The 24,653-nt window shown below is 64.0% G+C and carries 13 protein-coding genes; 8 read left to right on the top strand and 5 right to left on the bottom strand.

Going from position 1 to position 24,653, the window contains the following annotated elements; translation table 11 throughout:
- Positions 1–183: 183 nt before the first annotated feature.
- From B2747_RS14000 to B2747_RS13985, 4 genes are all read left to right on the top strand, one after another.
- Positions 184–1,863 carry a type I restriction-modification system subunit M gene (locus B2747_RS14000; protein WP_291162148.1) on the top strand — a complete coding sequence of 560 codons (1,680 nt, stop codon included), beginning with the start codon at positions 184–186 and terminating at the stop codon, positions 1,861–1,863.
- On the top strand, positions 1,856–3,169 hold the full coding sequence (locus B2747_RS13995) for a restriction endonuclease subunit S (protein ID WP_291162146.1): 1,314 nt from the start codon (positions 1,856–1,858) through the stop codon (positions 3,167–3,169). Before B2747_RS14000 ends, B2747_RS13995 begins: the two co-directional genes overlap by 8 nt.
- 7 nt (positions 3,170–3,176) lie before the next feature.
- Positions 3,177–4,829 carry an ATP-binding protein gene (locus B2747_RS13990; RefSeq protein WP_291162144.1) on the top strand — a complete coding sequence of 551 codons (1,653 nt, stop codon included), beginning with the start codon at positions 3,177–3,179 and terminating at the stop codon, positions 4,827–4,829.
- Between the two features lie 144 nt (positions 4,830–4,973).
- Positions 4,974–8,003: a type I restriction endonuclease subunit R gene (locus tag B2747_RS13985; RefSeq protein WP_291162141.1), complete on the top strand. Its 3,030-nt coding sequence runs from the start codon at positions 4,974–4,976 to the stop codon at positions 8,001–8,003.
- Between the two features lie 85 nt (positions 8,004–8,088).
- Here the strand turns inward: B2747_RS13985 and B2747_RS13980 are convergent, their stop codons facing one another.
- The 5 genes from B2747_RS13980 to sprA all read right to left on the bottom strand — a co-directional run bounded on the left by B2747_RS13980 (position 8,089) and on the right by sprA (position 19,673).
- On the bottom strand, positions 8,089–9,285 hold the full coding sequence (locus B2747_RS13980; RefSeq protein ID WP_291162138.1) for a type II secretion system F family protein: 1,197 nt from the start codon (positions 9,283–9,285) through the stop codon (positions 8,089–8,091).
- A 69-nt stretch (positions 9,286–9,354) separates the two neighbouring features.
- The gene (locus B2747_RS13975; RefSeq protein WP_291162134.1) at positions 9,355–10,518 is read right to left on the bottom strand and encodes a type IV pilus twitching motility protein PilT; all 1,164 of its coding nucleotides are present in this window, start codon (positions 10,516–10,518) and stop codon (positions 9,355–9,357) included.
- 88 nt (positions 10,519–10,606) lie between these two features.
- Positions 10,607–12,448, bottom strand: a complete 1,842-nt coding sequence (locus B2747_RS13970; RefSeq protein ID WP_291162131.1) for a GspE/PulE family protein — start codon at positions 12,446–12,448, stop codon at positions 10,607–10,609.
- A gap of 66 nt (positions 12,449–12,514) precedes the next feature.
- A complete protein-coding gene (locus tag B2747_RS13965; protein ID WP_291162128.1) occupies positions 12,515–13,030 on the bottom strand; it encodes a ComEA family DNA-binding protein in 516 nt (171 codons plus the stop codon).
- A 91-nt stretch (positions 13,031–13,121) separates the two neighbouring features.
- Positions 13,122–19,673 (bottom strand): cell surface protein SprA, encoded by a 6,552-nt coding sequence (gene sprA / locus B2747_RS13960; protein ID WP_291162125.1) that lies wholly within the window; start codon positions 19,671–19,673, stop codon positions 13,122–13,124.
- A 178-nt stretch (positions 19,674–19,851) separates the two neighbouring features.
- Here sprA and B2747_RS13955 point away from each other — a divergent pair, with 178 nt between their 5' ends.
- Genes B2747_RS13955 through B2747_RS13940 form a run of 4 tightly spaced genes read left to right on the top strand, consistent with a single transcriptional unit; the run spans position 19,852 to position 24,467 of the window.
- The gene (locus B2747_RS13955; RefSeq protein WP_291162122.1) at positions 19,852–21,699 is read left to right on the top strand and encodes an LptF/LptG family permease; all 1,848 of its coding nucleotides are present in this window, start codon (positions 19,852–19,854) and stop codon (positions 21,697–21,699) included.
- A complete protein-coding gene (locus tag B2747_RS13950; RefSeq protein WP_291162119.1) occupies positions 21,696–22,781 on the top strand; it encodes an LptF/LptG family permease in 1,086 nt (361 codons plus the stop codon). Before B2747_RS13955 ends, B2747_RS13950 begins: the two co-directional genes overlap by 4 nt.
- Positions 22,782–22,795: 14 nt before the next feature.
- A complete protein-coding gene (locus tag B2747_RS13945; RefSeq protein WP_291162116.1) occupies positions 22,796–23,557 on the top strand; it encodes an MlaE family ABC transporter permease in 762 nt (253 codons plus the stop codon).
- A 22-nt stretch (positions 23,558–23,579) separates the two neighbouring features.
- The gene (locus tag B2747_RS13940; protein WP_291162113.1) at positions 23,580–24,467 is read left to right on the top strand and encodes an MlaD family protein; all 888 of its coding nucleotides are present in this window, start codon (positions 23,580–23,582) and stop codon (positions 24,465–24,467) included.
- Positions 24,468–24,653 lie beyond the last annotated feature (186 nt).

Here is a 24,653-nt window from a genome sequence, read left to right as displayed (position 1 = left end):
GACATTTTTCAGGACTAGACATTGTTTAGCCGACCATTGATTATCCGGTATCACTTGGCCAGTAGGTCTTTGCGCTTTTCGAACACGCCGCCTGTCGGCGCGCGACACTGAGCGGAGGCCATCACCACGACGAACAATTGCACGAATGTCCACGGGCCGCTCTCGTGCGAGCTTCGCACTATGTTGTGGTTTGCTCAGCACACGCAGTCATTCCCGCCCTTCCCTTGTACTGTGCCTCCTCGCGCCAAGCGCCGTTCAGCCGCCCCGACCACGGATCAACCGGGAAGCGGCCTCGCCACGCTCACACAAGACCTCTGGCAGGCCGCCGTTTCTCTCCGCGGCGCCATCGAACCGCCCGATTACAAGCGCTACGTCCTGCCCATCATCTTCCTGCGCTTTCTTTCACTGCGTTTCGAGAAGCGCCGGGAAGAGCTGCGCCGGCTGATCGCTGAGCCCAAGAGCGAGTACTACACCACCAACGCCGAGGCGGCCGCGCGCATCCTTGAGGACGCCGACGAGTACCGGAGCGCTGGCGCGTTTGTGGTGCCGCCGAAGGCGAGCTGGGAGTATCTCGTCGCCAATGCGCGGAACCCGGAAATCAAGCGCATCGTAGACGACGCGCTCGAACTCCTCGAGACAACCTACCCCGACAAATTGCGAGGCCTCCTGCCGCGCATCTACGGGGGCTCCAACATGGAAGCCGAGCATCTCGCGGGACTGATCTCACTCTTCTCCCGTGAGGTGTTCCGACAGGACCACGGCGGCGAGGACCTGCTCGGCCGGATCTACGAGTATTTCATTGGAGAATTTGCGAGCAGCGAAGGCAAACGCGGCGGCGAGTACTTCACGCCGGCCAGCATCGTGAAGACCCTGGTGGCCATGCTCGAACCGGAGCGTGGCGTGGTGTACGACCCTTGCTGCGGGTCGGGCGGCATGTTCGTGCAGTCGGATCTGTTCACGAAGCACAGTCATCAACTGTCGTTCGCGGGGCAGGAATACAAGGAGTTCACCTACCGGCTCTGCCGCATGAACCTGTTCATCCACGGGCTGGACGGAAACGTGAAGCTCGGAAGCTCCTACGACAACGACCAGCACGCGACGCTTAAGGCCGACTACATCCTCGCCAACCCGCCGTTCAACGACGGCGCCAAGGGAGAGAACGGCTGGGGCGCGCAGCGCATCGCGCCTGACGATCCGCGACTCGTGGTGGATGGCGAGCGACTGCCGCTCGCGGCGAAGAACGCGAACAGCATGTGGATGTTGCACTTCCTCCACCACCTCAAGGAGGGCGGTTCGGCGGGATTCGTGATGGCAACGGGCGAGCTTTCCACATCGGAAATTGCGCGCCTCGCCGTGCGGAAGGCCTTGGTGGAGGGCGGCTACGTGGACTGCGTGGTTCAGCTCACGGGCCAGCTGTTCGCGAACACCCAGATTCCGTGTGCGCTGTGGTTCCTTTCGAAGAGTCGCAAGGGCGGGAACGGCTTCCGTAATCGAGAGGGCGAAATCCTGTTCATCGACGGGAAGAAGCTCGGTGCACTGATGCCAGGGTCGCGCAAGCAGAAGCAACTGACCGACGAGGAAATCGAGCGCATTGCGGCCGTGTATCGCGAGTTTCGTCGGACCGGCGCACCGGAGGCAGCGCCGGGGTTCTGTCGGGTGGCCTCGCTCGACGAGGTGCGGGGACATGGATACGCACTGACGCCGGGGCGGTATGTGGGAAACATTGGTACCGACGACGACGAAGTTCCATTTGAGGATCGTTTCCCAGAGCTGTTAGCGACTCTCGACGAACAACTCCGGGAGTCGGAGCGACTTTCGAGTCTGATTCGCGAGTGCCTCGCGACGGTGATGCCAGATGACTAGTTCATGGCGTCGCTGCTCGCTTGGCGAGCTGCTTCGAATCAAACATGGCTGGCCGTTTAAGAGCGACAGCTTCGCATTGGAGCTTACCGGCCTACCCATCGTGGTTTCCATCGGGAACTTCGACTATGCGGGCGGCTTCAGAGTTGGCAATACAACATGGAAGGAGTATCGCGGTGATTACCCGAAGGAGTACGAGCTAGACCCCGGGGACATACTGGTAGTGATGACGTGCCAGACGCCGGGAGGTGAAATCCTCGGTCTCCCGGCTCGGGTTCCGGACGATGGGCGCACATACCTGCACAACCAACGGATAGGAAAGGTGGTGATTTCCGAGCCCGAGGCGGTATCTGCCGACTTCGTCTACTGGTTGTTCCTGTGGCGCGAGCTGAACAAAGAACTCGTTGCTTCGTCTTCCGGGACGAAGATCGTGCACACGGCACCCTCGCGAATTGAGGCGTTCGAGTTCGACCTCCCATCGATACACGAGCAGAATGGAATTGCACGACTGTTGTGGTCGATCGAGGCGAAGCTACAGTCCAACCGACGCATGAACCACACCCTGGAAGCGACGGCGGCTGCGCTCTTTCGTTCGTGGTTTGTGGACTTCGACCCGGTCGTGGCTAAGGCCGAGGGGCGGCGAGCGTTGGGAGTCTCGCCCGCGCTACACGAGCGAGTGCCTTCGGCATTCGCGTCAGGTTTAGGCGATTCACTGCCCAATGGCTGGCGTATTGGAACCATTCGTGATCTCGCGTCCTTCGTAAATGGCCGAAACTTTACCACCCGAGCCTCTGGCGTTGGCCGAATGGTGATTCGAATCGCTGAACTGGGAGGTGAAGCACGTGGCTCGACCGTATTTAACGATGTCGCCGCAAGCGATGAAAATATCGCTCGCGCGGGTGATCTCCTTTTCTCCTGGTCGGGAAGCCTGCGAGTGGCACGATGGCACGGCGAGGAGTCGCTGATAAACCAGCACATCTTTAAGGTCATATGCAGCACCTGGCCTCAGTGGTTTGTTCATCATCACCTCGACTTTGCCCTCCCCCAGTTTCAGGAGATAGCTGCAGGGAAGGCAACCACGATGGGACACATCAAGCGGGAGCATCTGTCTCAAGTTCGAGTTGCCCTTCCTCCATCGCAGGTGGTGGAGAGTGCGGCGGATGTCATAGAACCACTGTATCTGCGCATTCACTCAAACGAACGCGAAAACCGCACCCTCGCCGCCCTCCGCGACACACTCCTCCCGCAACTCCTGTCCGGCGCCATCCGCCTGCGCGACGCTGAACGCGCGGTCGGCGCCGCCGTCTAACCTGAACATGTCCACGTCGCTCGCCGAACTCGAACGCTGGCTCAACGCGCCTCGCGAGGACGAGCACCTGGAATTCAAGGAGGCCAAGGTCTCCTTCGAGTTCCAGAAGGCGCTCGACTACTGCGTGGCGCTCGCCAACGAGGGCGGAGGAAAACTCGTGCTCGGCGTGAGCAACGCGCGTCCGCGGCGCATCGTGGGCACGGCCGCGTTCCCCGATGTGCAGCATGCGCGCGAACAGGCCTGGCAGGTGCTCCGGCGGCGCATCGACGTCGAAGAAATCATACACCCGGAGGGGCGCGTGGTGGTGTTCCATGCGCTCTCACGTCCCCGTGGTGAAGCGCTGCAGCGCGACGGACGCTATCTCATGCGTGCCGGTGAACAACTCGTACCCATGTCGTTCGACCGGCTGCAGCAGATCGCGGCGGAGTCGGAACCGGACTTCAGTGCCGGCGCCGTGGCGCAGGTCGGCTTCGATGCGCTCGATGCCGTGGCCGTTGAGAACTTCCGCTCGGTATGGGCCACGCGCTCCGGCAACCCCGCTGTTCGCAGTCTCTCCACTGCGCAGTTGCTCTCCGATGCCGGTCTGTTTGTCGGCGGGTCGTTGACCCGCGCGGCGCTCATCCTGCTGGGCAGCGAAGACGCACTCCGCCAGCACCTCGCCGCCGCCGAGGTCATCTTCGAGTATCGCTCGTCCGATGGCTCCCTGCCCTATCAGCAGCGGCTCGAATTCCGGCGCGGCTTCTTCGCGTGGTATGAAGAGTTGTGGGAGCGCATCAATCTCCGGAACGACCGACAGATGGTGCTCGACGGTCTCTTTCGGGTCGAGCTTCCCACCTTCGACGAGGCCGTGGTCCGCGAGGCACTGCTCAACGCGATCAGCCACCGCGACTACCGCCGCCCGGGCTCGGTATTCGTTCGACAGTTCCCCAGGCGCCTCGAGATCGTGAGTCCCGGTGGCTTCCCGCCGGGCATCACGCCGGAGAACGTGCTGGATCGGCAGGAGCCGCGGAACCGCTGTATCGCCGAGGCCCTGTCCCGATGCCGGCTCGTCGAGCGATCTGGACAGGGTATGGATCGCATGTACGAGCGATTGATCCGCAACAGCCAGCCGCGGCCCGACTTCACCGGCACGGACGATCATCAGGTGCGTCTCATCTTGCATGGCGAGATCGGCAATCCGGCTTTCGTGCGCTTTCTCGAGAAGCTCGGGGCTGAACGTTTGGAGTCGTTCACCACGCGGGACTATCTCGTCCTCGACCACGTACAGCGGGAGGAACTGGTGCCGGACACGCTCCGCGCGCAGGTGAAGCGGCTCATCGATCTCGGCGCCATCGAACGAGTCGGTCGGCGGCTGCTGCTGTCACGGGCGCTCTACGGGCAGCTGGGCGAGCGCGGCACGTATACGCGAAAACGCGGGCTCGATCACGACACCAACAAGGCGCTCCTGGTCAAACACATCCGGGAGAACGCCACCGAGGGGAGTCCGCTCGCTGACCTTGTACAGGTCTTGCCTCAGCTTGGGCAGCGCAGGGTCCAGTTGCTCCTCGCGGAGATGCGTCGCAGCGGCGAAGTTCACCCGCGTGGGCTGCGGCGCTGGGCTCGCTGGTACCCGGGGCCGGACGAGGGCCCAGAAGAGGCTTCCGATTCGTCCGCGCCTTAGATCGTACCGATGCCCTTTGATCACCAACGCCACGCCATGGGCTATAGAGATCCTGTAAACTGTTGTCTTTCAAGGCTTTTCTAAAGCCGTCCTCAAATCGCCATGGCTTAAGCCCGTCTTTAGCCGTCTTTAGCATTGGCCCATATGTCCCAGCACCGCGGCACCGAAACCGACTTCGAGCGCACCACCATCGAACGACTGGAGCAGGTCGGCTACACCCATCTTTGGGGGCTCGAGCTCGACCGGCCGCCGGAGCAGGTGGTGCTGCGGGACATCCTGCGCGGCAACCTCGCCCGCCGCTACTCCGATCTGCCGGGCGGCGCGCTCGACGAGGCAGTGGCCCGCCTGGCGCGTCCGGATGGGGTCGATACCATCCGCCGCAACCTCGCGTTCCACCGGGATCTGATGAAGGGGCTCGAGCTCCCGGTGGAGTATCCCGATGGCCGCCGGGAATCGGTGTACGTCTGGGGCATCGACTGGGAGCGGCCGGAGGCAAACGACTTCCAGGTCGTGAATCAGCTGCCGGTCCGCGGCCAGAATGACCGCCGTCCTGACATCGTGCTGTATGTGAATGGTCTCCCGCTTGTCGTACTCGAGCTCAAGAACCCTTGGGCCGAAGCGCCAACCGTAGAGCACGCGTGGACGCAGGTCCAACACTACACCCACGACATCCCGCAGCTGTTCGACTTCAACGCCCTCTGTGTGGTGTCGGACGGCGTGACGAGCCTGCACGGCCAGTGGCCAGCCGGCATGGAGTGGTACGCGCCGTGGAAGTCCATCGACGGCGTGGATGTGGAGCCCGGCACCACCGCAACGATGAAGACGCTCGTCGAGGGGCTGCTGACACCACAGCGCCTGCTCCGCTACGTGCGGGACTTCGTGCTCTTCGAGATCGCGAACGAACAGATCACCAAGAAGGGCGCCAAGTACCACCAGTTCTTTGCGGTGCAGGCTGCAGCCGAACGGGCAATTGCCGCCGTGCGCCCTGGGGCCGATCGTCGACTCGGAGTCGTATGGCACACGACCGGCTCAGGCAAATCGCTCACGATGGCATTTCTGGTGGGAATGCTGCGCCGCGCGCCGGAACTCGCCAACCCCACTTTCGTCATCCAGGTAGACCGCACCGATCTCGACAATCAGTTGTACGACCAGTTCGTATTGGTGCGCGATCTTGTGGGTGACGTCAACCACGCGGGCAGCGTTGGCAGGCTGCGCGAGCTGCTCACGGGTGAGGCCGGCGAGGTGGTCTTCACCACTACCGCCAAGTTTCAGCTCGACGATGGCGAGATGGAGCACCCCGTACTCTCCACGCGGCAGAACGTGATCGTCATTGCCGACGAGGCGCATCGTTCGCAGTACGGATTTGCGGGAGGCTTTGCGCGCTACCTGCGCGAGGCACTTCCCAATGCACGATTCATCGGCTTCACCGGCACACCGGTGTCGTTCGCGGGTGCTGATACCGTCGCGGTGTTTGGAAACCTGATTCACACGTACGACATCCGTCAGTCACAGGAGGACCAGGCCACCGTCCCCATCTTCTATGCGCCCCGGCAGATCAAACTGCACCTATCGCGGACTGACCTGGACGAGGCGCTCGAGGATATCGTAGAGGGAGAGCCGCAGGACGAGCTCGAGCGCCGCAAGTCCAAGTGGGCCGCACTGGCCGCTGCGGCGGGTGCGCGCGACCGGGTGAAGTCACTCGCCTCCGACCTGCTGGCACACTACCGCGAACGCACCGCGACGCTCGCGGGAAAGGCCATGGTGGTGTGCATGACGCGGGAAAACTGCGTCCGGCTGTATGACGCACTCACTGCACTACCCGGATGCCCGGAAGTCCAGATCGTGATGACGGGAGACATCACGCGTGATCCGCCCGAGTGGAGTGAAGCGGGACACCTGACCACAAAGAAGCAGCGCGAGGCGCTCAAGAAGCGGTTCAAGGACCCTGACGACCCACTCGCCATGGTGATTGTGTGTGACATGTGGCTTACCGGAACCGACATTCCGTGCCTGCACACGCTCTACGTGGACAAGCCGATGCGCGGCCACACCATCATCCAGGCCATCAGCCGGGTGAATCGCGTCTTTCGTGACAAGCCTCACGGGTTGGTGGTCGACTACATCGGCATCGGCGACGACCTGCGTGAGGCCACCAGCACCTATACGGCTGGTGGTGGCCGAGGAGAGCCTGCACCCGATGTGAGCAGCGAGGCAGTGCCGCTGTTCCAGGCGGCGCTCGCCGCGCTACGCGAAACGCTGCCGCCAGGACCGGACTACGGTGCGTGGCGCCGGCTCTCGGGCATTGCACTCGAAGATCTCTACGCGCTGGTGTATGGCACGCTGGCCGACAACGATGCCCGACGCGACGCGTTCCTCGACGCTGAGCAGCGGCTCACCCATGCGTTCCTGCTGGTGAAGCATTTGGACGAGTGCCGGCCCCATGCCGACGAAGTGATCTATGCGCAGCGGGTCCGCAAGCAACTGAGGAAGGCGCTCCCCGGGCGTGTGCCGAGCCGGGATATCGAGCGCGCCGTGCGCGACCTGGTCGACGACAGCGTCGATGCAGCCGGTGTGGTGGATATCTTCCGCGCTGCCGGAATAGAATTGGCGGATATCTCGATTCTCGACGACCGTTTCCTGCAGACGTTCAAGGAGCATCCGCGCGAGAACCTCCGGCTCAGGCTCCTCGAGAAGCTGCTTCGCGACGAGCTGGATCGGCGGCGCTCACGGAACCTGACCAAGGATCGCTCCTTCCGTGAGCTGCTCGAGAAGACCATCCAGCAGTATCACAACCGCCTCGTGGACGCCGCCGCCGTGATCAAGGCGATGCTCGAGATCAAGAAGGAACTGGATGCCGATGAGGCGCGTGCGGCAGCGCTGGGCCTGGAGCCGGAGGAGGTGGCCTTCTACGATGCGCTCGCGACGAACATGGAGAGCGCGTATGAGCCTGGCTTTCTCCGCGACCTGGTTCACGACGTGGTGCAGACAGTGAAGGCCCGGCTCAAGGTGGAGTGGACGCAGCCCCATCGTGACCAGGTGAAGGCGGATGTGAGAGCCGCCGTCAAACGCGTACTGAACCGGCGTCGGGTGCGGGCTGAAGACCTCGATGTTCTCCTTGACGCCGTGATGAAGCAGGCAGAGGCGATGTACAAGGATTGGCCGATGGCGGCGTAGATATACAGAACGGGGCCGGTCTGTCGACCGGCCCCGCTTCCGTTCTCGCCACCAATCGGCGTGAGCAACACCCGCCTTCGCCGCCTCACCCCACCGCATTCACCATGTCGAAGATCGGCAGGTACATGGCGACGATCATGCCGCCCACCACCACGCCGAGGAACACGATCATCACCGGCTCGAGCAGGGAGAGCAGCGCGCTCACGGCCGCGTCCACTTCGTCATCGTAGAAGTCGGCAATCTTGGTCAGCATCTCGTCCAGGCCGCCGGTCTGCTCACCCACGGCAATCATGCTGATCACCATGGGCGGAAACACGTCGCTCTTCTGCAGCGGGCCGGCAATGGTGTCACCGCCGGCGATGCTGGCGCGGCTGCCCATGATGGCGTCCTGCACCACGCGGTTGCCCGAGGTGCGGGCCGTGATCTCGAGCCCGTCGAGAATGCTCACACCCGACGAAATGAGCGTGCCCAGCGTGCGCGTGAAACGCGACACGGCCGACTTGCGCAGCACGTCGCCCAGCACGGGCACGCGCAGCAGCATACGGTCGATCATCAGCTGACCTTCGTTGGTCTTGTAGAAGGTCTTGATGCCGAACGCCGCAGCGGCCACGCCACCAATCAGCGCCCACCAGTAGGAGTTGAGCAGGCCCGACAGCGCGATCACCACCTGCGTGGGCAACGGCAGTTCCATGCCCACGCTGCCGAACATGTTGGCGAACACGGGAATGACCTTCCACAGCAGAATGACCACGCAGAGCGCCGCCACACACATGATGACCGTGGGATAGATCATGGCGCCCTTCACCTTTCGGACCAGGGCGTCATTCTTTTCCATGAACACGGCCAGACGGTTGAGGATGGTATCGAGAATACCACCCGCCTCACCGGCGGCCACCATGTTCGTGTACAGGTCGGAGAACGCCTTGGGATGCTTGCGCATGGCGTCGGCCACCGTGTTGCCCGACTCCACGTCGAACACCACCTGCCGCACCACGGCGCTCAGCGCCTTGTTCTCACTCTGGCGCGCCAGAATGTCGAGGGCCTGCACCAGCGGCAGACCGGCGTTGATCATGGTGGAGAACTGGCGCGTGAAGATCACGATGTCCCGCATCTTGATCGACCCGAGGCTCTTGGCGGGCACCGCCTTGGCCTCGTCCACCTTGACGATGGTCAGGCGCTGACGCCGCAACTGGGCGACGGCGTCGTCCCGGCTCGGGGCCTCGATGGTGGCCGACTTGAGATCGCCGTTCTGCGATCGGGCCGTATAGGCAAACGTGGGCATCTGTGTCTCCGAAAGGGCTCGGCGGTCTGGTCAGGTAGGCAGCGACATCACGGCGCGCAGCGACGGCACTCAGCGACGGCCGGCGCCGGCCAGCGCCCGGTCACCCGGACGCGCACCGTTGCCATTGCCACTGCTGGGGTCTTCGCCCGGCGCCTTGCCAATCATGCGCAGGAACTCGTTCGGATCACCCGACGAGCGCACGCATTCATCGGCACTCACCTGCCGCGTCACGTACAACTGATACAACGCATCGTTCATGGTCTGCATGCCGAACTTCTTGCCGGACTGCATGAGCGAATAGATCTGGTGCACCTTGTCGTCACGAATGAGCGCCCGGATGGCCGGCGTGACGACGAGGATTTCCGCCGCCATCGCGCGGCCGCGCCCGGTGAGCTTGGGCAGCAGCACCTGCGTGATGATGCCCTCGAGCACGAAGGCCAACTGCGCACGCACCTGGCTCTGCTGATGGCTCGGAAAGACGTCGATGATGCGGTTGATGGCCTCGGCCGCGCTGTTGGTGTGCAGCGTGGCAAACACGAGGTGACCGGTTTCGGCAATGGTGAGCGCGGCCTGGATGGTCTCCAGGTCGCGCATTTCGCCAATCAGGATGACGTCGGGATCTTCACGCAGCGCGTACTTGAGGGCCGAGGCAAAACTCTTGGTGTCGGCACCCACTTCGCGCTGGTTGATGATGCAGTTGCGGTGCCGGTGGATGAACTCGATGGGGTCTTCCACCGTGATGATGTGGCCGCGGCGTTCCGTATTGATCTTGTCGATCATGGCGGCCAGCGTGGTGCTCTTGCCGGAGCCCGTGGGCCCCGTGACCAGCACCAGGCCGCGCGGACGCTCGGCAAAGCCGGCAATCACCGAGGGCAGCTGCAGCTCGGCAAACGTCTTGATCTGGAAGGGAATGCAGCGGATGACCATGCTCACGCAGCCACGCTGCTTGAACACATTGCCACGGAAACGCGAGAGATTGGCGATGCCGAACGAGAAGTCCAGCTCGTCCTCCATCTCGAAGCGCTTCTTCTGGTTCTCGGTGAGCACCGAGTAGGCCAGCTGCAGGGTGTCGCGTGGGGTGAGCACCTGCTCCACCAGCGAAGGCACGATGTCGCCGTCCACGCGCAGCTTGGGCCGGTCGCCTGCCGAGATGTGCAGGTCCGAGGCCCCGCGCTCGATCATTTCATCGAGCAGCGTGCGCAGTGAGACGGTGGATGGGGCTGGTGCAGTCATCGGATGTCGTGGATGGGCCGTGGACGTGTGTTCGTCCCGGAGGCTGGACGAGCCGCGCCGGAACGGGGAAACGAACCGTCACACTTTCTCAACTTGATGTTTCACGGATGACCTGTTCGAGGGTGGTCACCCCCTTGAGCACCTTGAGCCAGCCGTCCATGCGCAGGGTCAGCATGCCCTCGGTAATGGCGGCGTCGCGCAGGGTCTGCACGTCGGCATTGGTCATGACGAGCTTCTTGAGCGACGGCGTCATGAACATCACCTCATAGAGACCCTGGCGGCCCTTGAGGCCCGTGCCTCCACAGGCATCGCAGCCGTGGCCCTTGAAGAAGGGCAGCTCGCCAATGGTGGTATCGAGCGACAGGTTGGCGAGATGCGGCAGGGCCTCCGGCGAGGCCTTGGCCCTGGCGTTATTCAGGGCCTCGTCGGTGAAGCGCAGCTCGCGCAGCGTGGTCTCGTACTTCACCTTGGCGCCGGTCAGCTCGGCCACATCGGGCGTGTACTTGACCTTGCACTTGCTGCAGATGCGGCGCACGAGACGCTGCGCCAGAATGAGATTAAGCGCCGAGGCCACGTTGAAGGACTCGAGGCCCATGTCCAACAGACGCGTGATGGTTTCCGGCGCCGAGTTGGTGTGCAGTGTGCTCATGACCATGTGGCCGGTGAGCGCGGCCTTGATGGCAATGCCGCCCGTCTCGAGGTCTCGGATTTCGCCGACCATGATGACGTTCGGATCCTGTCGCAGGAAGGCCTTGAGGGCCGCGGCGAAGGTCATACCGATTTCGTTGCGCACCAGCACCTGGTTGATACCGAAGAGGTTGTACTCCACGGGATCTTCGGCGGTCATGATGTTGGTGTCGCCGGTGTTGATCTTGGACAAGGCCGAGTAGAGCGTGGTGGTCTTGCCCGATCCCGTGGGGCCGGTGACCAGCACCATGCCGTAGGGATTGGAGATGGCCTCCATGAGCTCGCGCTCGGCGCGCGGCTCGATGCCGAACTTCTCGAGTTCGAGCGTGAGGTTGCCCTTGTCGAGAATTCGCAGCACGACCTTTTCGCCGAAGAGCGTAGGCAGCGTACTCACGCGGAAGTCGATGACCTTCTTGCCCACCTTGAGCTTGATTCGGCCGTCCTGCGGCACGCGACGCTCGGCAATGTTCAGCGAGGCCATGATCTTGAAGCGCGAGATGAGGGCGGCGCGCATCTTCATGGGCGGCTTCATGACTTCCACCAGCGCACCGTCAATACGGTAGCGCACGCGCAGCTCGTGTTCGAAGCACTCGAAGTGAATGTCCGACGCGCCCTTGGTCACGGCATCAACCAGGATGGCGTTGATGAGCTTGACGACCGGCGCCTCATCCACCTGCGCGGCGAGCACATTGACGTCGGTGGTGTCTTCCTGGCTCTCCAGCACCTCCACATCGTCGTCGGCGCCTGCGATGTCCTGCAGCAGCGACTGCATGTGGATTTCATTGGCCTCGTAGTGCTTTTCGATGGCCGCGCGCATGGAGTACTCACCCGCCAGCACGGGGATGATGTCGTAGCGCGTGATGAACTTGAGGTCTTCCACCACCGACATGGCGGTGGGGTCGGCAATGGCCACGGTGAGCTGACGGCCATCACGCTTGAGCGGCAGCACGGTGTGCTTGGAGGCCAGTTCGGCCGGCACAAGCTTGAGCAGCCGCGTGTCCACTTCGAAACGCGAGAGGTCGACGGCTGGCATGCGGTACTGCCGCGCCAGCATGCGCACCACGTCGGTCTCGGGCACCATGCCCATTTTGACCACGGTCAGGCCAAGCCGCTGCCCGGGATTATTGGATTGCTCCTGCAGCGCCTTCGCCAGGTTTTCCTTGCTCAGCAGCCCCTCCTTTACCAGGAGGTCGCCGATGCGTTCAGTTGCCCGACCGGAGAGTGGTGCAGCGGGAGCGGCCATGATGCTGTAGTTCCGTCAGTTTCCAGGAAAACCCGAATGGCGGGACCGGGCGGGTCCCTCACTGTGTCATGGACGGTGCCGGCCCGAAAACGTCACCAGGGGTTCCAGCAGGTGAACGGTGGATGGACCGATGCCACGGACGTGACGGAGGTCCTCCGGCGCCTGGAAGGGACCCTGACGCTGGCGGTAGTCGACGATGCGCTGGGCCAGGGCCGGACCGACCCGCGGCAGACGTTCCAGTTCGGCGGCGGTGGCGCTATTGACGTCGATGCGTTCAGGCTGGCCGGTGGCCTGACGCGGCGGCTTGGCCGCGGCCGAACTGGCCGTCGCCGACTTGGCCGACTTGGCCGACTTGGCCGACTTGGGGAGTGTGCGCGATTTGCGCGGCACAGCCCGCAGGGAATCGATGGCCGCCAACTGCGCGGCCAGAGCCCGCGCTGCACCAGCGGCCGGCGCGCTGCGGTCCACCTGACGCGACAGGTCCGACTCGAAGCGCTGCACGCCTACCCAGCGCACGCCCGCGCCCACCAGCGCCACCGCCAGCAGAAAGGCCATCGCCTTCTTTTCGTCCGCCGTTGCCATGCGCCACCATAGTGACGCCTGGCGCCGGCAGCGTGACCATTTCTACGGCAGATGGGTCATGGCAACGCAGCGCGCGTCGCCACACCTCGTTCTATCGCAGTTCGCCCGCAAAGAACCGCAACTGCAGCGTGGTGGACAGAATCAGGCTGGAGGTCTGCCGGTTGAAGTTGCGGTCGTAGGTGACCACGTAACTGCTGGTGAGCTGGAAGGTGAGCAGCTCGTTGAGATCCGAATTGGCATTCAGATTGAACGCGCGACGACCGTTGTTGGTGAGCACCGCCGGCGCCGTGTTGACGGTGTTGCCCAACAGGTCGGTAATGGTGGAACCGGACACCACGGAGAGATTCCGCTCACTCTGGTACGACAGGTTGGCCCGCATCTGCCCGCTGCGCGTGTTCCAGCTCTTCGGCAGGCGGAAGCTGCGGCCCACATCAAACGACGAGCGCACCGTCTCGGTGTTGGTCAGTGCACCGGGCCGCAATTCCTCGCGCTCCTCGGTGGAATACTGCGCCAGCGTGGTGAGGTTGCCGAGGAAGGCCCAGGTGATGTTGGCTGAGAGCGGGCGACGCGTGGCCGTGAGGAGACTGCGATCGGCCAGACCGCCCGTCTCGTTGGGGATGTTGGTTTCCTGCTCGCTCACGTTGTAGGTGCCGTCCACGTTGAGCTGCGAAATGACCCCCTTGAGCTTCTGCGGACGCCACGACCAGCGCAGACGCATGTCGGGATACACCACCTGCGTACTGGTGATGAGCGCCTGGAATCCATCGAGCGAGCGCCGCGTCCAGGTCTCGGTCGTGCCATTCTCCATGCGCGAAATGAGCGTGAAGGAGAACGGCAGGTTGAGCGACCCGCCCAGCGTGGTACGCCGCAAACGGCCCGCCGTGGAGGCCAGGCGCGAGTCGGTGCCGCGGAAGTCGTTCAGGCCACCAAGGCCGAACTGGAATCCGTATCCGGGGATGAATGCGGTGTTGTCGTAGTTGGACGTGAGGCTCTGCTGCCACTGCACGTCGATGGGTGCGAACACATTGCCCAAACGGCGCCAGCGACTATTGTCGCCCGTTCGCAGCGTGATGAGGCGACCGAAGTCGACGGTGGTACCCATATTGAGCGACTGCGCCGCGCCCAGTCGCCGCGGCAGCCGGTACGCACCGGTGCTGTCACCCTCGCGCAGCAGCACGCGCGCGTTCGGGTCTTTGTTGAGCGTGAAGGAACTGGTGAAGTCGGCCCGCGGACGCAGCCACGGCGACACGGTGGGCGCAAACTGCAGCGCCGAAGTCAGCGAGCGTTCGCGTTCGAGACCGAGACTGGTGCCCAGCACCGACAGGCGTTCTGCCCACGCCGCCTCGCCGCGATCGGTGCTGTCAGGCACCTGTGCCGTGGCGCGGTAGTCGCGCAGGTCGAGCAACTGCCGCGCGCTCATGCTGGCCGAGAGACTGGGCGTTGGCCGGAACTCGAGCTGCGCGTTGTTGGACCAGAAATGTGTCAGGCCCGACACGGTTTGGCCGGTGTCAGTAGGCGACGCGGCCGCCTTGGTGAACGAGGTGGTGGTGTTGGCAGTGCGTGCCAGCGAACTGGACAAACGGAATGTCGTGGGCGACCAGCGGAATTTCTGTGCCCGGAAGGCCTTGATGGCCTCTGACTCGCGCAGCGCCGATGGCAGAATGTTGAACAGGGCGTTGACGAAACGCGGCAGGCCCGACTCGCGCGTGTCGCCACTGAGTGACAGACCACCGCCCATGACGTAGGTGTTGCTGGTTTGCTCCTGGAACGCACTCTGCGATTGGCCGGTGCTCCACGCCCCATTGAACGAGAGTCCGTTCACCAGCGGCGCATACCAACCGCTGGTAAGCGGCTGGGCACGGCGCAGTGCGAGCGCATAGTTGATGCGGCGGTCGCGTGGATTGCGCAACCCCTCGATGCCGCCGGCGCGCACGTCACTGCGATTGATGAACAACTGATCGACACCGGAGCCCGCGTAGTCCACGCTGAATGGCAACGCCAGCCCGAGGCGCTGTGGTAGCATGCGCTCGAGGTGCAAGGTGGTGCCCAGATTCACGCCACTCGTGGTGAGGAAGCTTGGCGTTTCATTGAGCTGCCGGAAGTTCGGGTCCCGTCGACTGAGATTGACGCGGAAGTCGGCCAGATCACCGGCATTCATGGTGAGGCCCAGCTCGCCGGCAAAGCCGACGTCGTCCACGACGTCGGTGAGGCGAATGTCGTTGACCCAGAGTTCGAGGGTATCGCCGGCCATGATGCCGCTGCCACTGCGCGCCACGCTGTCCACGCGCACAAAGCCCACCGCCAGTTCCTGCACACCGGCGAGATTGGGCGGTGTGACCGCCGGATCAGCGCTGTAGACGATGTAGCCGTCCTCGCAGACGGCGAAGCGTCGCACCGCCAGTCCACGCGGTTTGCCCGACCGGTTGATGAGTTCGAGATCGCGGCCGCTGCACTGGATGGAATCGGCGCTGTTGTTGAGGAAGGCGTTTTCGAGTCGCGCGCGCAGCACCTGGAAGCGGGTGAGGTCGACGTTCACCTCGGGCAACCATGCGCTCTGTGTGCTGCCCGTGTTCACGGGCGTGCGATACATGTAGAAGTTGTGCTCGTCGCGGCCCACCTTGATGTAGCCGTTGAGCTCACCCTGCTCGCCCCAGCCATTGCCGCGCCCGCGCATCCACACACGCAGCGTGCGGTAGCCCATGAAGGTCTTGGTGCCTTCGGGGAAACGGAAGAACGCTTCGGCGCGATCGAAATTGCGGAACTGGCGTCCGGGCAAACCGGCCTGCAGGCGCAGCGCACGTTCGTTGACCTGAATGCGCGTGTTCTCGTAACCGCTCTGTTGATTCTCCGGCGCTTCCACCACGCCGGGTGGCGGGGTGTAAGGCAGCACGGACGTGGAGTCCAGTGTGCCCACCACACTGGCCACGACGTAACCGCCCACGGTGCCGCTGGAATCGCCGGCCATGCCGGCGATCGGCTCGTTGCCACGCTTGAGCCATGGTGCGCCCACCAGCCGGAAGCGCGCGAGCGCGATGCGCACGAACTCGTCGTCAGCCGTTTGCGCACCCGACACCATGGTCATGCGCATGGCCCGCACGCGGCGATCATTGGGACTGTTCAGCTCCTCGGCCGGCGCCCGCCAGTTGAGACGCACCTGCACCCAGCAGAGTGAATCCGCCGTGATGCCATTGGCCGTGGAATCCTGCTGCTGGTAGCAGCGCCCGACGCGGGTCCAGTTGCGCTTGTCGCTCAGATCCACCACGAAGCGCTTGATGGACTCGAGATCCGCGGCGCTGGATGGCAGGTTGAGCTGCCCGTCGAGGTCAATGTCCTCTTCGTCCAAACGGTTGTTGCGTGCGGTGCAATTGGCGCGGCTGTCGCCCAGCACCTGCACGATCTGCACGGACGCCTGACAGAGCAAACGGTTGGTTTCGCGGCGCACGACCGGCGTGGGCCCGGTGTTATCGATGACCACCAGGGTGTCCACCCGATCGCCGGCCAGACCGATGTCGTTCTCGATGGCGTTGAACGCGCGGGAGAGACGGTCACGCTCAGTGTCGAGTGAGTCGTAGCCCACCAGTCGTTTGCCGCGATAGGTGCTGTCTACGGGCAGACCGGGCCGCACGGGCGCGTTGATGACCAGCGTTTCCGGCGCAAAGGTCACGCTGTTCTCACTGATCTCACCAAAGTCGAACACCAGGGTGGGATTGCGGCGCACCTTGGCGTCTTCCGACTGCACGAGCACGAAGAACTCGAGATTCTCGATGCGTGACAGGTCCGCACCGCTCGGAGAGAGCACGGTGCGCAGGGACCGCCATCGCCGTCCGGTGGGAGTGGGGCCCACGGAACTCGTGCCACCCACGGTCCACGCAAAGCGACGCTGCGAGGTGCCCGGCACAAAATCGAAAATGCCACCCGTGCGCAGCGGATACAGGGTCATCCACAGCAGTTGCTCGGCGGGCTGCACACCACCACCCACGATGCGCACCGCCGGATCGATCTGCTGGATGTTGAACTGCACGAAGTTGCCCACCGCGTCCACGCCATTGTTCTGATAGGCCAGCGTGGAAGCGCGCGGCAGCGTGAAGATGGAATTGGCGCCGCCCGCCAGCGACTGGCCGAGTGCGGGGCGTGAGCTGTAGTACCACGAACCTTCCACCAGGCCGATCTGGCGCTCGGCCTCGCCCTCAAAGCTTTCGATGTAGGCCTGTCCAGCCGCATTGGGCTGCGGCTTGCTGAGCGCAAACTCGCCCTGCAGCGCGATGCGCGATGGCGTGTTGGTCTGGCGGAACGGCAGCTTGCGCAGCGCCGACGACAGCGCGGTGGCGTCCCACTGCATGTTGCCGGTCACACCGGCCACCAGCGACCCCACCGGTTCGAAGCCGAGAGGCGGCCGCGTCAATGCGGAGCGCTGCGACTGCGAAATGGCCGTGAACGACAACTGACCGTTGTCGAGCGGGAACTGCGACGCAAAACCGAGAATGGTGGTGGGCGCGATGGCGAAGAGCGGATTCTCCTCGTAACGCACCGAGACCTGTCGTGGCCGCGCAAACAAGGTGTCCGGCCGCGAGAAGGTGATGAGCCCCAGTTCGTAGTCGATGGCGTAGTCGGTGTCCTTGACCAGCTCACGTCCTTCAATGACGACGCGCTCGGAGTTCGGGCGTACCTGAATGCTCGAGAGTCTGATGCTCTGACTGCCACCGCCCCCCTCACTCAGATAGGTGGCCACCATGCGGTAGATGGCCTGCGGACGCTGTGCCGAGTAGAGGTACTCGTTGGGGTAGGTGTAGAGCGTGTCGTTGGCCGGATTGGCCGCCGGCTGCGCGAGCCCCGCGCGCGCAAAGGGCTGCAGCGACGGGAAGACGACGAAGTAATCGGGGATGAGCTTCTGCTGTCCGCCGCCCGAGAAGTTGGCGCGGAAGTTGTTGTCGTTGGGCCGCGGCCAGACGCGATTCTCGACGTCGAAGATGGCCGAGTTGGTGGCCTGCGAGAGCCCAAAGACCTGCAGATAGGTTTCGCCGCGCGAAGGGTCGATGGGCTTTTCCTGATCGCCCGATGTGCCGGTAACGAGCTTGAGCGAGATGGACTCGCGCTGCACGTCTTCGCCGCCCAGTCGATAGACCGACTTGATCTCGCGCCGGAAGTATGACGCGTTGCTGGGCTGCAGCTCGGGCTCCCAGAGCAGGTTGGCGAACTGCGGCTCGGCGGTGAACTCGATGTCTGGTGTACCGCCGGTGTTTGGGTTGCGTCCCGGTCGGCCGCCCACGTTGACCTCATAGGCCACCGCGAGGCGCTCGTTGTTGGGGTTCACCGGGCGGGTGAGTGCAATCCAGAGTCCCGACGGGTCGAGATAGTAGTCGACGTTCTCGCGCAGCACCTCGTAGATCTGCCGTGCCGGATTGCGCGCCCCCCGCACGGAGAACTGCGGCGCCCGGGGGTTCTGGTTGGCCGCGCCGATGAGCTGGCGGTACACATAAACACGCACCGGCCGCAGGCTGTCCGGCAACTGCGCCGCGAGCTGCTGCAACTGCTGGCGGTTGAGCAGGTCCACGTTGGGATAGCCCGGCAGCAATTGCGGATCGATGGTGAAGAAGAACTGTCGCGGCTGGATCTGAATGTCTTCAATGATGCGCTGCTCGGTCTTCTGCGTGCGCTCACCCACCGTGTAGACATTGTCCTTGGAGACATTGCCCTTCTGCTGCGCCACGATGGACGTGAAGCGCATGGCCCCGAGCTGACCCGTGGCCTGAATGCCGTAGTTACCCGAGGGAATGCCCGAGGTGAGGAAACGCGAGGTGGGCACCTGCAGCGACACGTTGCCGACTTCGAGTGACTGCAGGATTTCGTCGGTTTTGCCTTGGTAGCGGACCGAGATGTTGTTGGAGGCATCGAACTCGCGCTGTGAGTTGTAGTCCACGTTCAGAAACACCCGTTCAGCCACCACACCACCGGTGCGGATGTTGAACTGGAAGTCAAACGTGGGCAGCAGCGGCGAACCGAAGCAGTTGTTGCCGATGATGGTGAGCTGGTTGGCGGTACAGCGATCGTTCTTGGTGCGCTGCACCTTGGCCTCGAGCCGGGACTCGAGCGAGATGCCCAGATCGCCGATGTCGTCGAGGAAGTCGGCGGCACTCTGCTGCGCCGAGGGCCGGGCGTCGGGCGCCAAGGGCACCAGCGCGCCGGGACGGGGGCCGGTGGTGTCGGCGGCTACGGTGTCCGTGACCACGGGCGGCACCGGGGGCGTGGTGACGCCCGTCACCGGGTCGGGCTCGTCCTCCGCCGCCACCTGCACCACGCTCTGGGCGGAAAAGGCGCGGTAGATGGTCCGCTCCCACACCCGCTGCATCCGGCCGGCCCGGGCGCGCTCATTGGCGCGCACCACCTGCTCGGCCACGGCGCCCGCATCGGGGCGCGCGATGAGGGTGGGGGTGAACAGGCCGAGCCGAGGGGGTCGGCGCAGGGTCCAGGTGGACAGGAGCGAGTCGAGTCGCGCCCGGGTGGGTCCGGGCACGCGCAGGCCTTCGGGGAGGGCGCGGGAGGCGCTATCCTGCGCCTCCAGGCCGACCGGCCCCAGAGGGGCCACGGCCAGTGCCAGCACCACCGAAACAGCCACGGACACCGGCGCGCGAAAGGCTCCGGACATCGCGCGTGCCCATGTCTGGAGCAGCCTGCGCACCGAACTCCGAGAGTGGGGTACGACGCCCTGCCCGTAAGGCTGCAGGGGAGGCCGACGTACCGGTCATGAACTGCGAACGCGCCGTTTCGCGAATTGGCGAAGGCGCGCCCTTGATAAAGCGGGTGGTCTCCGGGGAATTTACGTCGTGAAGCTCCTTACACGCTATATCGTCCGCGAGCATGTGGGCCCGCTCGTCTTCGCCCTGTCCGCGCTCACGTCACTGCTCATGCTGCAGTACGTGGCGCGGCAGTTGGCCAATCTCGCCGGCAAGGGCCTGCCATGGGCTGCGATCGGCGAGTTTTTCGTGTTGTCCCTGCCCTTCACCATCGCCATGACGATGCCCATGGCGGTGCTGGTGGCCACACTCTACGCGTTCGGCCGCATGGCCGCCGAGCACGAGATCACGGCCTTCAAGGCCAGTGGCGTGCGGGTGCGCACCCTCATGGCGCCGGTGCTGGCCTGTGCCTTCGCGCTGTCCATCGGCATGATCTGGTTCAATGATCAGGTGCTGCCGGCGGCCAATCACCGTCTCCGCATTCTGCAGCAGGACATCGCGCGCACCAAGCCCACCGTGGCCCTGCGCGAGCAGTCCATGAACATGATCACCGAAATGTTCTTCATGCGCGTCGCGCGCGTGAATGCGGAAACGAACCGCATCTATGATGTCGTCATCTACGACCTGTCCAAGGGCATCGAACGCAAGACGGTGTACGCGGACAGCGGCGTGATTTCGCTCGACCCGAATGGCCGCGACATGGTCATTCAGTTGTATGACGGCTTCGCGCAGGAGTTTGTGCGCGGCGAGAGTCATCGGCTGCAGCGCAGCTTCTTCGAGACGCAGACGGTGCGTCAGAAGGGCATTGCGCAGGGTTTCGAGAACTCGAGTGGCAGCGATGCCTTCAAGGGCGACCGCGAAATGACGGTGTGCGAGATGCACCGGCGCTACCGTTCGGATGCCGTTGACGTGGAGCGCATTCGTCAGGAGTACGTCAGCAACACCGACCGCCTGCGGAAAGTGAGCGGGCGGCGCATCACCCCGCCGCGCCCGCGCCCCAGGGCCGAGCCGCTGGCCGCGCTCTATTGTGAGCAGTTCCTCGGACGCATCGCCGGTCTTTTCCTGCCCAAGAAGGCCGAGGCCCAGGCGCTCGGCCAGGACAGTATCGTCCAGGATTCGATTCGGCAGGACTCCGTTCGGCAGGACACTGTCCGGCGCGACAGCACGCGGCGGGACTCGGTGGTGGTGCCGGTTGCCGTACCCGCCACGCCCGTTCCCGGTTCGCCGGTCCCCGGTCAGCCGGTGCCCGGGCAACCGGTTCCGGGTGTTCCTGTCCCCGGTTCGCCGGACTCGGCTCAGGTGGCAGGGCAGTTCCCCCCGCCCATCAATGGCATCCCCGTGTTGCCACGTGGCAGCTACACGCCGGCGCCCGGCCTCACCTACTCCCAGGACTCGGCCCTGCGCGCCGCAGGTGTGGACCCCATGACGCAGGCCGTGCAGGCCCAGCCCACCGATACCAGCGAGGCGGCGGTCGCGCTGGGTGCCGTCAACGCCACGGGCCTCCAGCTCATTGCCGCGCGCGAGTCACTGGACAGCCTGGCGGTGGAAATCCACAAGAAGTTCGCGCTGTCGCTGGCCTGCTTCGTGTTTGTGCTGTTCGGCCCGCCTATTGCCCTGCGTTTTCCGCGCGGTGGTGTGGGGGTGACCATCGGGGTGAGCATCGTGGTGTTCGGTCTCTACTACATTTGTCTCATGGGTGGTGAAGCCTTGGCCGACAAGGGCCAGTTGCCGGCCTATGTGGCCATGTGGATTGCCAACGTCGTGTTCGCACTGGCGGGCGTGGCGCTGCTGTGGCGCGTCGAATCCACCACGGACAACTCGCGTGGCGGCGGCTTCGCCGAGTGGCGGGCCGACCGCAAGGCACGCAAGGCGCTGGCTCGCGCAGCCAAGGCCAAGGCCAAGGGCCGAGACACCGCGGAGCCGGCGGTGTCCGCGTGAGGGGCCGCTTCATCACGCCGCTCGATCGCTACATCGCGGGCGAGTTCACGCGCATTTTTGGCGCGATGCTGCTGGGGTTTCCGGTCCTGGTATTCGTCATTGACCTCGTGGACAACCTGCGCCGGTACACCGAGCGCAAGTTGACCGTGAAGGCCGTGGCATTGAGCTACCTGTACTGGATTCCCGACACGCTGTTCATGATTCTGCCGGCCGCCGTGCTGTTTGCCACGGTGTTCTCCATCAGCACTTTCACGCGCTACTCGGAGATCACGGCAGCCAAGGCCTCGGGCATCAGCTTTTATCGCTTCATCGCGCCCATTCTGGTCATGGCCACGTTGGCCATGGGACTTGACCTGGTATTCAGCGAGGTGGCGCCTCCGGCCAATGCCGAGCGCTTGCGGCTTTTGGCCGGCGCCAACAACTCGCGCGATGATGACCGCTACAACTTTGCCTTCGCAAGCGAAGCGGGACGTGTGTACCGCATCTACACGCTGAATGTGAAGGAAGAGTACGTGGACAACATCGAGATCGAGGAACGGGCGTCCAAGCAGCAGCCGGGACTGCTCATTGCCTCGGCGAAGGGCAATTACCGCGGCGACGGGCAGTGGATGCTGCAGAAGGGCACCATGCACGTGCTGCCCACTCCCAGCACCGATATCGTCATCCGCTTCGACTCGCTGGTGGACCGCGACATGCGTGAATCGCCGCAGGAATTGCGCTCCACGGAGCGCGAGCCTTCGGAAATGCGTTTCGCCGAACTCACGCGATTCATCGGCATTCTCGAACGCTCTGGCGCCGACGTGAACATGCTCAAGGTGGAGCGGATGCTGAAGATCGCCATTCCGGTCACCTGTCTCATCATTGCCCTGTTCGGCGCCCCGATGGCCACCAGCTCACAGCGGGGCGGCGCGGCGTACGGCATTGCCGTCAGCCTGGCCACGACCGTGGTGTTTCTCGTGCTCATTCAGCTCACCAAGAGCATCGGCGGCAAGGGACTGGTCGCCCCTGAACTCGCGGCGTGGATACCCAATATCCTGGGCGGCTTCTTCGCGCTCATCCTGCTGGCGCGGGTGCGTACATGATCGGTGAGCTGGCCATGCGCCGTACCGCCGTGCTGCTCAAGGCCTTCGGCGCGCGCGCGTTCTTTGCTCGCGACATCGTACGCGGCTTCCGTGACCCCGGGACCTGGTTTCCCGAGATGATCCGGCAGATGCATCGGATCGGTGTGGAGTCGGTACCGCTGACCGTGATCGTGGCCGCGTTTCTCGGTGGGGTGACCGCCTTCCAGACGCGCTTCCAGCTGTTCCCCGGTGTGCAGTTGTCCGTGGTCGGACTCATTGCGCGTCAGTCCATCGTGCTTGAGCTTGGGCCACTGCTCACGGCGCTCGTGCTCACGGGCCGCGTGGGTGCGCGCATGACAGCGGAAATCGGCACCATGCGTGTCACCGAGCAGATCGACGCGCTGGAAACGCTTTCGTTCGATCCGGTGGCTTATCTGGCCCTGCCCCGTTTTCTGGCAGGTGTGGTGATGCTGCCCACGCTGGTGGTGCTGGCCAACACGGCCGCCATCTTCAGTGCGTGGCTGACGCTCATTCTGGCCACGGACGTGCGCACCGACGATTTCGTGTCGGGCCTCAGGCTCGCGTTCACGCCGTTTCAGGTGGTCTACTCGCTCATCAAGGCCACGTCCTTCGGCGCGGCCATCGCCTTCGTGTCCAGCTACGAAGGGTATGTGACCGAGGCCGGTGCCGAGGGCGTGGGCAAGTCCACGGCCAAGGCGGTGGTGATTGCCTCGGTGTCCATTCTCGTGCTCGACGCCATTGTGGCCGCCGTGCTGGCTCCCTTCATCCAGGCGTAAGGCCTGACGCCACTCTGCATTCATGACGACCAAGCGACGTGACGAAGTCCTGGTGGGTCTCTTGCTGCTGACCGCCATCATCCTCGGCCTCGGGGGCACGATCTGGATTGCCCGCGGCGGTCTCTCCAAGGGCTACCCCATGTTCGCGCGCTTCCCCTGGGGCGCGGGACTCAAGCAGGGGCAGCCGGTGCTGCTGGCGGGCGTGCAGGTGGGCTTCGTGGACGAAGTCCGCCTCATTCCCGACGGCACCATTGCGGTGCGGCTGCAGGTGCAGAATGAGCACCAGATTCCGCTGGGCACCACGGCCACCGTGGAACCCAACGGCATCTTTGGTGATCAGCTCATTGCGCTCACGCCGGAAATGGGACGTCAGGGCTATCTGCCCAAGGGTGACACCATTCCGGTGGGTGAAGGCACGCCAGGCACCGGCGAGCTGCTCACCAAGGGCGATTCAATCGCGGCCAACATCCTCGCGCTGACCACGGAAACGCGCAATCAGTTCGTGGCCGACAGTGGCCTGCGCGACGTGCGGCGCACGGTGACCGACGTGACGAAGCTGGTGGCGCAACTCAGCCAGGTGGTGGCGGCGCAGTCGGCCGAGCTGACGCGCACACAGGAGCAGCTGCGCAAGACCCTCGCCAGCGTGGACTCGGCCAAGGTGGACTCGACCACGAAAAACCTGCAGGCCACGTCAGCCAGCCTCGAGGCGCTCACACGCGAACTGCGGGTGACGAATCAGGAAGTGCAGGGCCTGGTGACCAAGATCAACACGGGCAACGGCACGGTGGGCAAGCTGATGAATGATCCGGCGCTGTACGCGAGACTGGACACCCTGCTGCTGCGCACAGACTCGCTGGTGGCGGAGTTCAAGAAGAATCCGCGGAAATTCATCAATCTGAAGATCTTTTGATATCGCGCAGTCTTCGGTTCCCGGCTCTGGCTTCATGGATCTCGTTGCTTGAGACGCCAGAGACGGGAATTGGGAGTTGAGATGGCCAGATACGATATCGAAATGAGAGAACAGCAACGAATGATATGGGAGTCGCGATCGTTTGCGACCGGATACTGCGGCTGGGGTCGGGGTCGGGGTCGGGGT

Origin of the sequence: Gemmatimonas sp. UBA7669 (genome assembly GCF_002483225.1) — a bacterium.
Classification (GTDB): Bacteria; Gemmatimonadota; Gemmatimonadetes; order Gemmatimonadales; family Gemmatimonadaceae; genus Gemmatimonas.
This window is presented reverse-complemented; position numbering and strand designations above follow the sequence as displayed.

Bases quoted from the DNA above. Each gene is read 5' to 3' on its own strand.
- B2747_RS13995 (WP_291162146.1), top strand. From the start codon at position 1,856: ATGACTAGTTCATGGCGTCGCTGCTCGCTTGGCGAGCTGCTTCGAATC.
- B2747_RS13990 (WP_291162144.1), top strand. From the start codon at position 3,177: ATGTCCACGTCGCTCGCCGAACTCGAACGCTGGCTCAACGCGCCTCGC.
- B2747_RS13985 (WP_291162141.1), top strand. From the start codon at position 4,974: ATGTCCCAGCACCGCGGCACCGAAACCGACTTCGAGCGCACCACCATC.
- B2747_RS13980 (WP_291162138.1), bottom strand. From the start codon at position 9,285: ATGCCCACGTTTGCCTATACGGCCCGATCGCAGAACGGCGATCTCAAG.
- B2747_RS13975 (WP_291162134.1), bottom strand. From the start codon at position 10,518: ATGACTGCACCAGCCCCATCCACCGTCTCACTGCGCACGCTGCTCGAT.
- B2747_RS13970 (WP_291162131.1), bottom strand. From the start codon at position 12,448: ATGGCCGCTCCCGCTGCACCACTCTCCGGTCGGGCAACTGAACGCATC.
- B2747_RS13965 (WP_291162128.1), bottom strand. From the start codon at position 13,030: ATGGCAACGGCGGACGAAAAGAAGGCGATGGCCTTTCTGCTGGCGGTG.
- sprA (WP_291162125.1), bottom strand. From the start codon at position 19,673: ATGTCCGGAGCCTTTCGCGCGCCGGTGTCCGTGGCTGTTTCGGTGGTG.
- B2747_RS13945 (WP_291162116.1), top strand. From the start codon at position 22,796: ATGCGCCGTACCGCCGTGCTGCTCAAGGCCTTCGGCGCGCGCGCGTTC.
- B2747_RS13940 (WP_291162113.1), top strand. From the start codon at position 23,580: ATGACGACCAAGCGACGTGACGAAGTCCTGGTGGGTCTCTTGCTGCTG.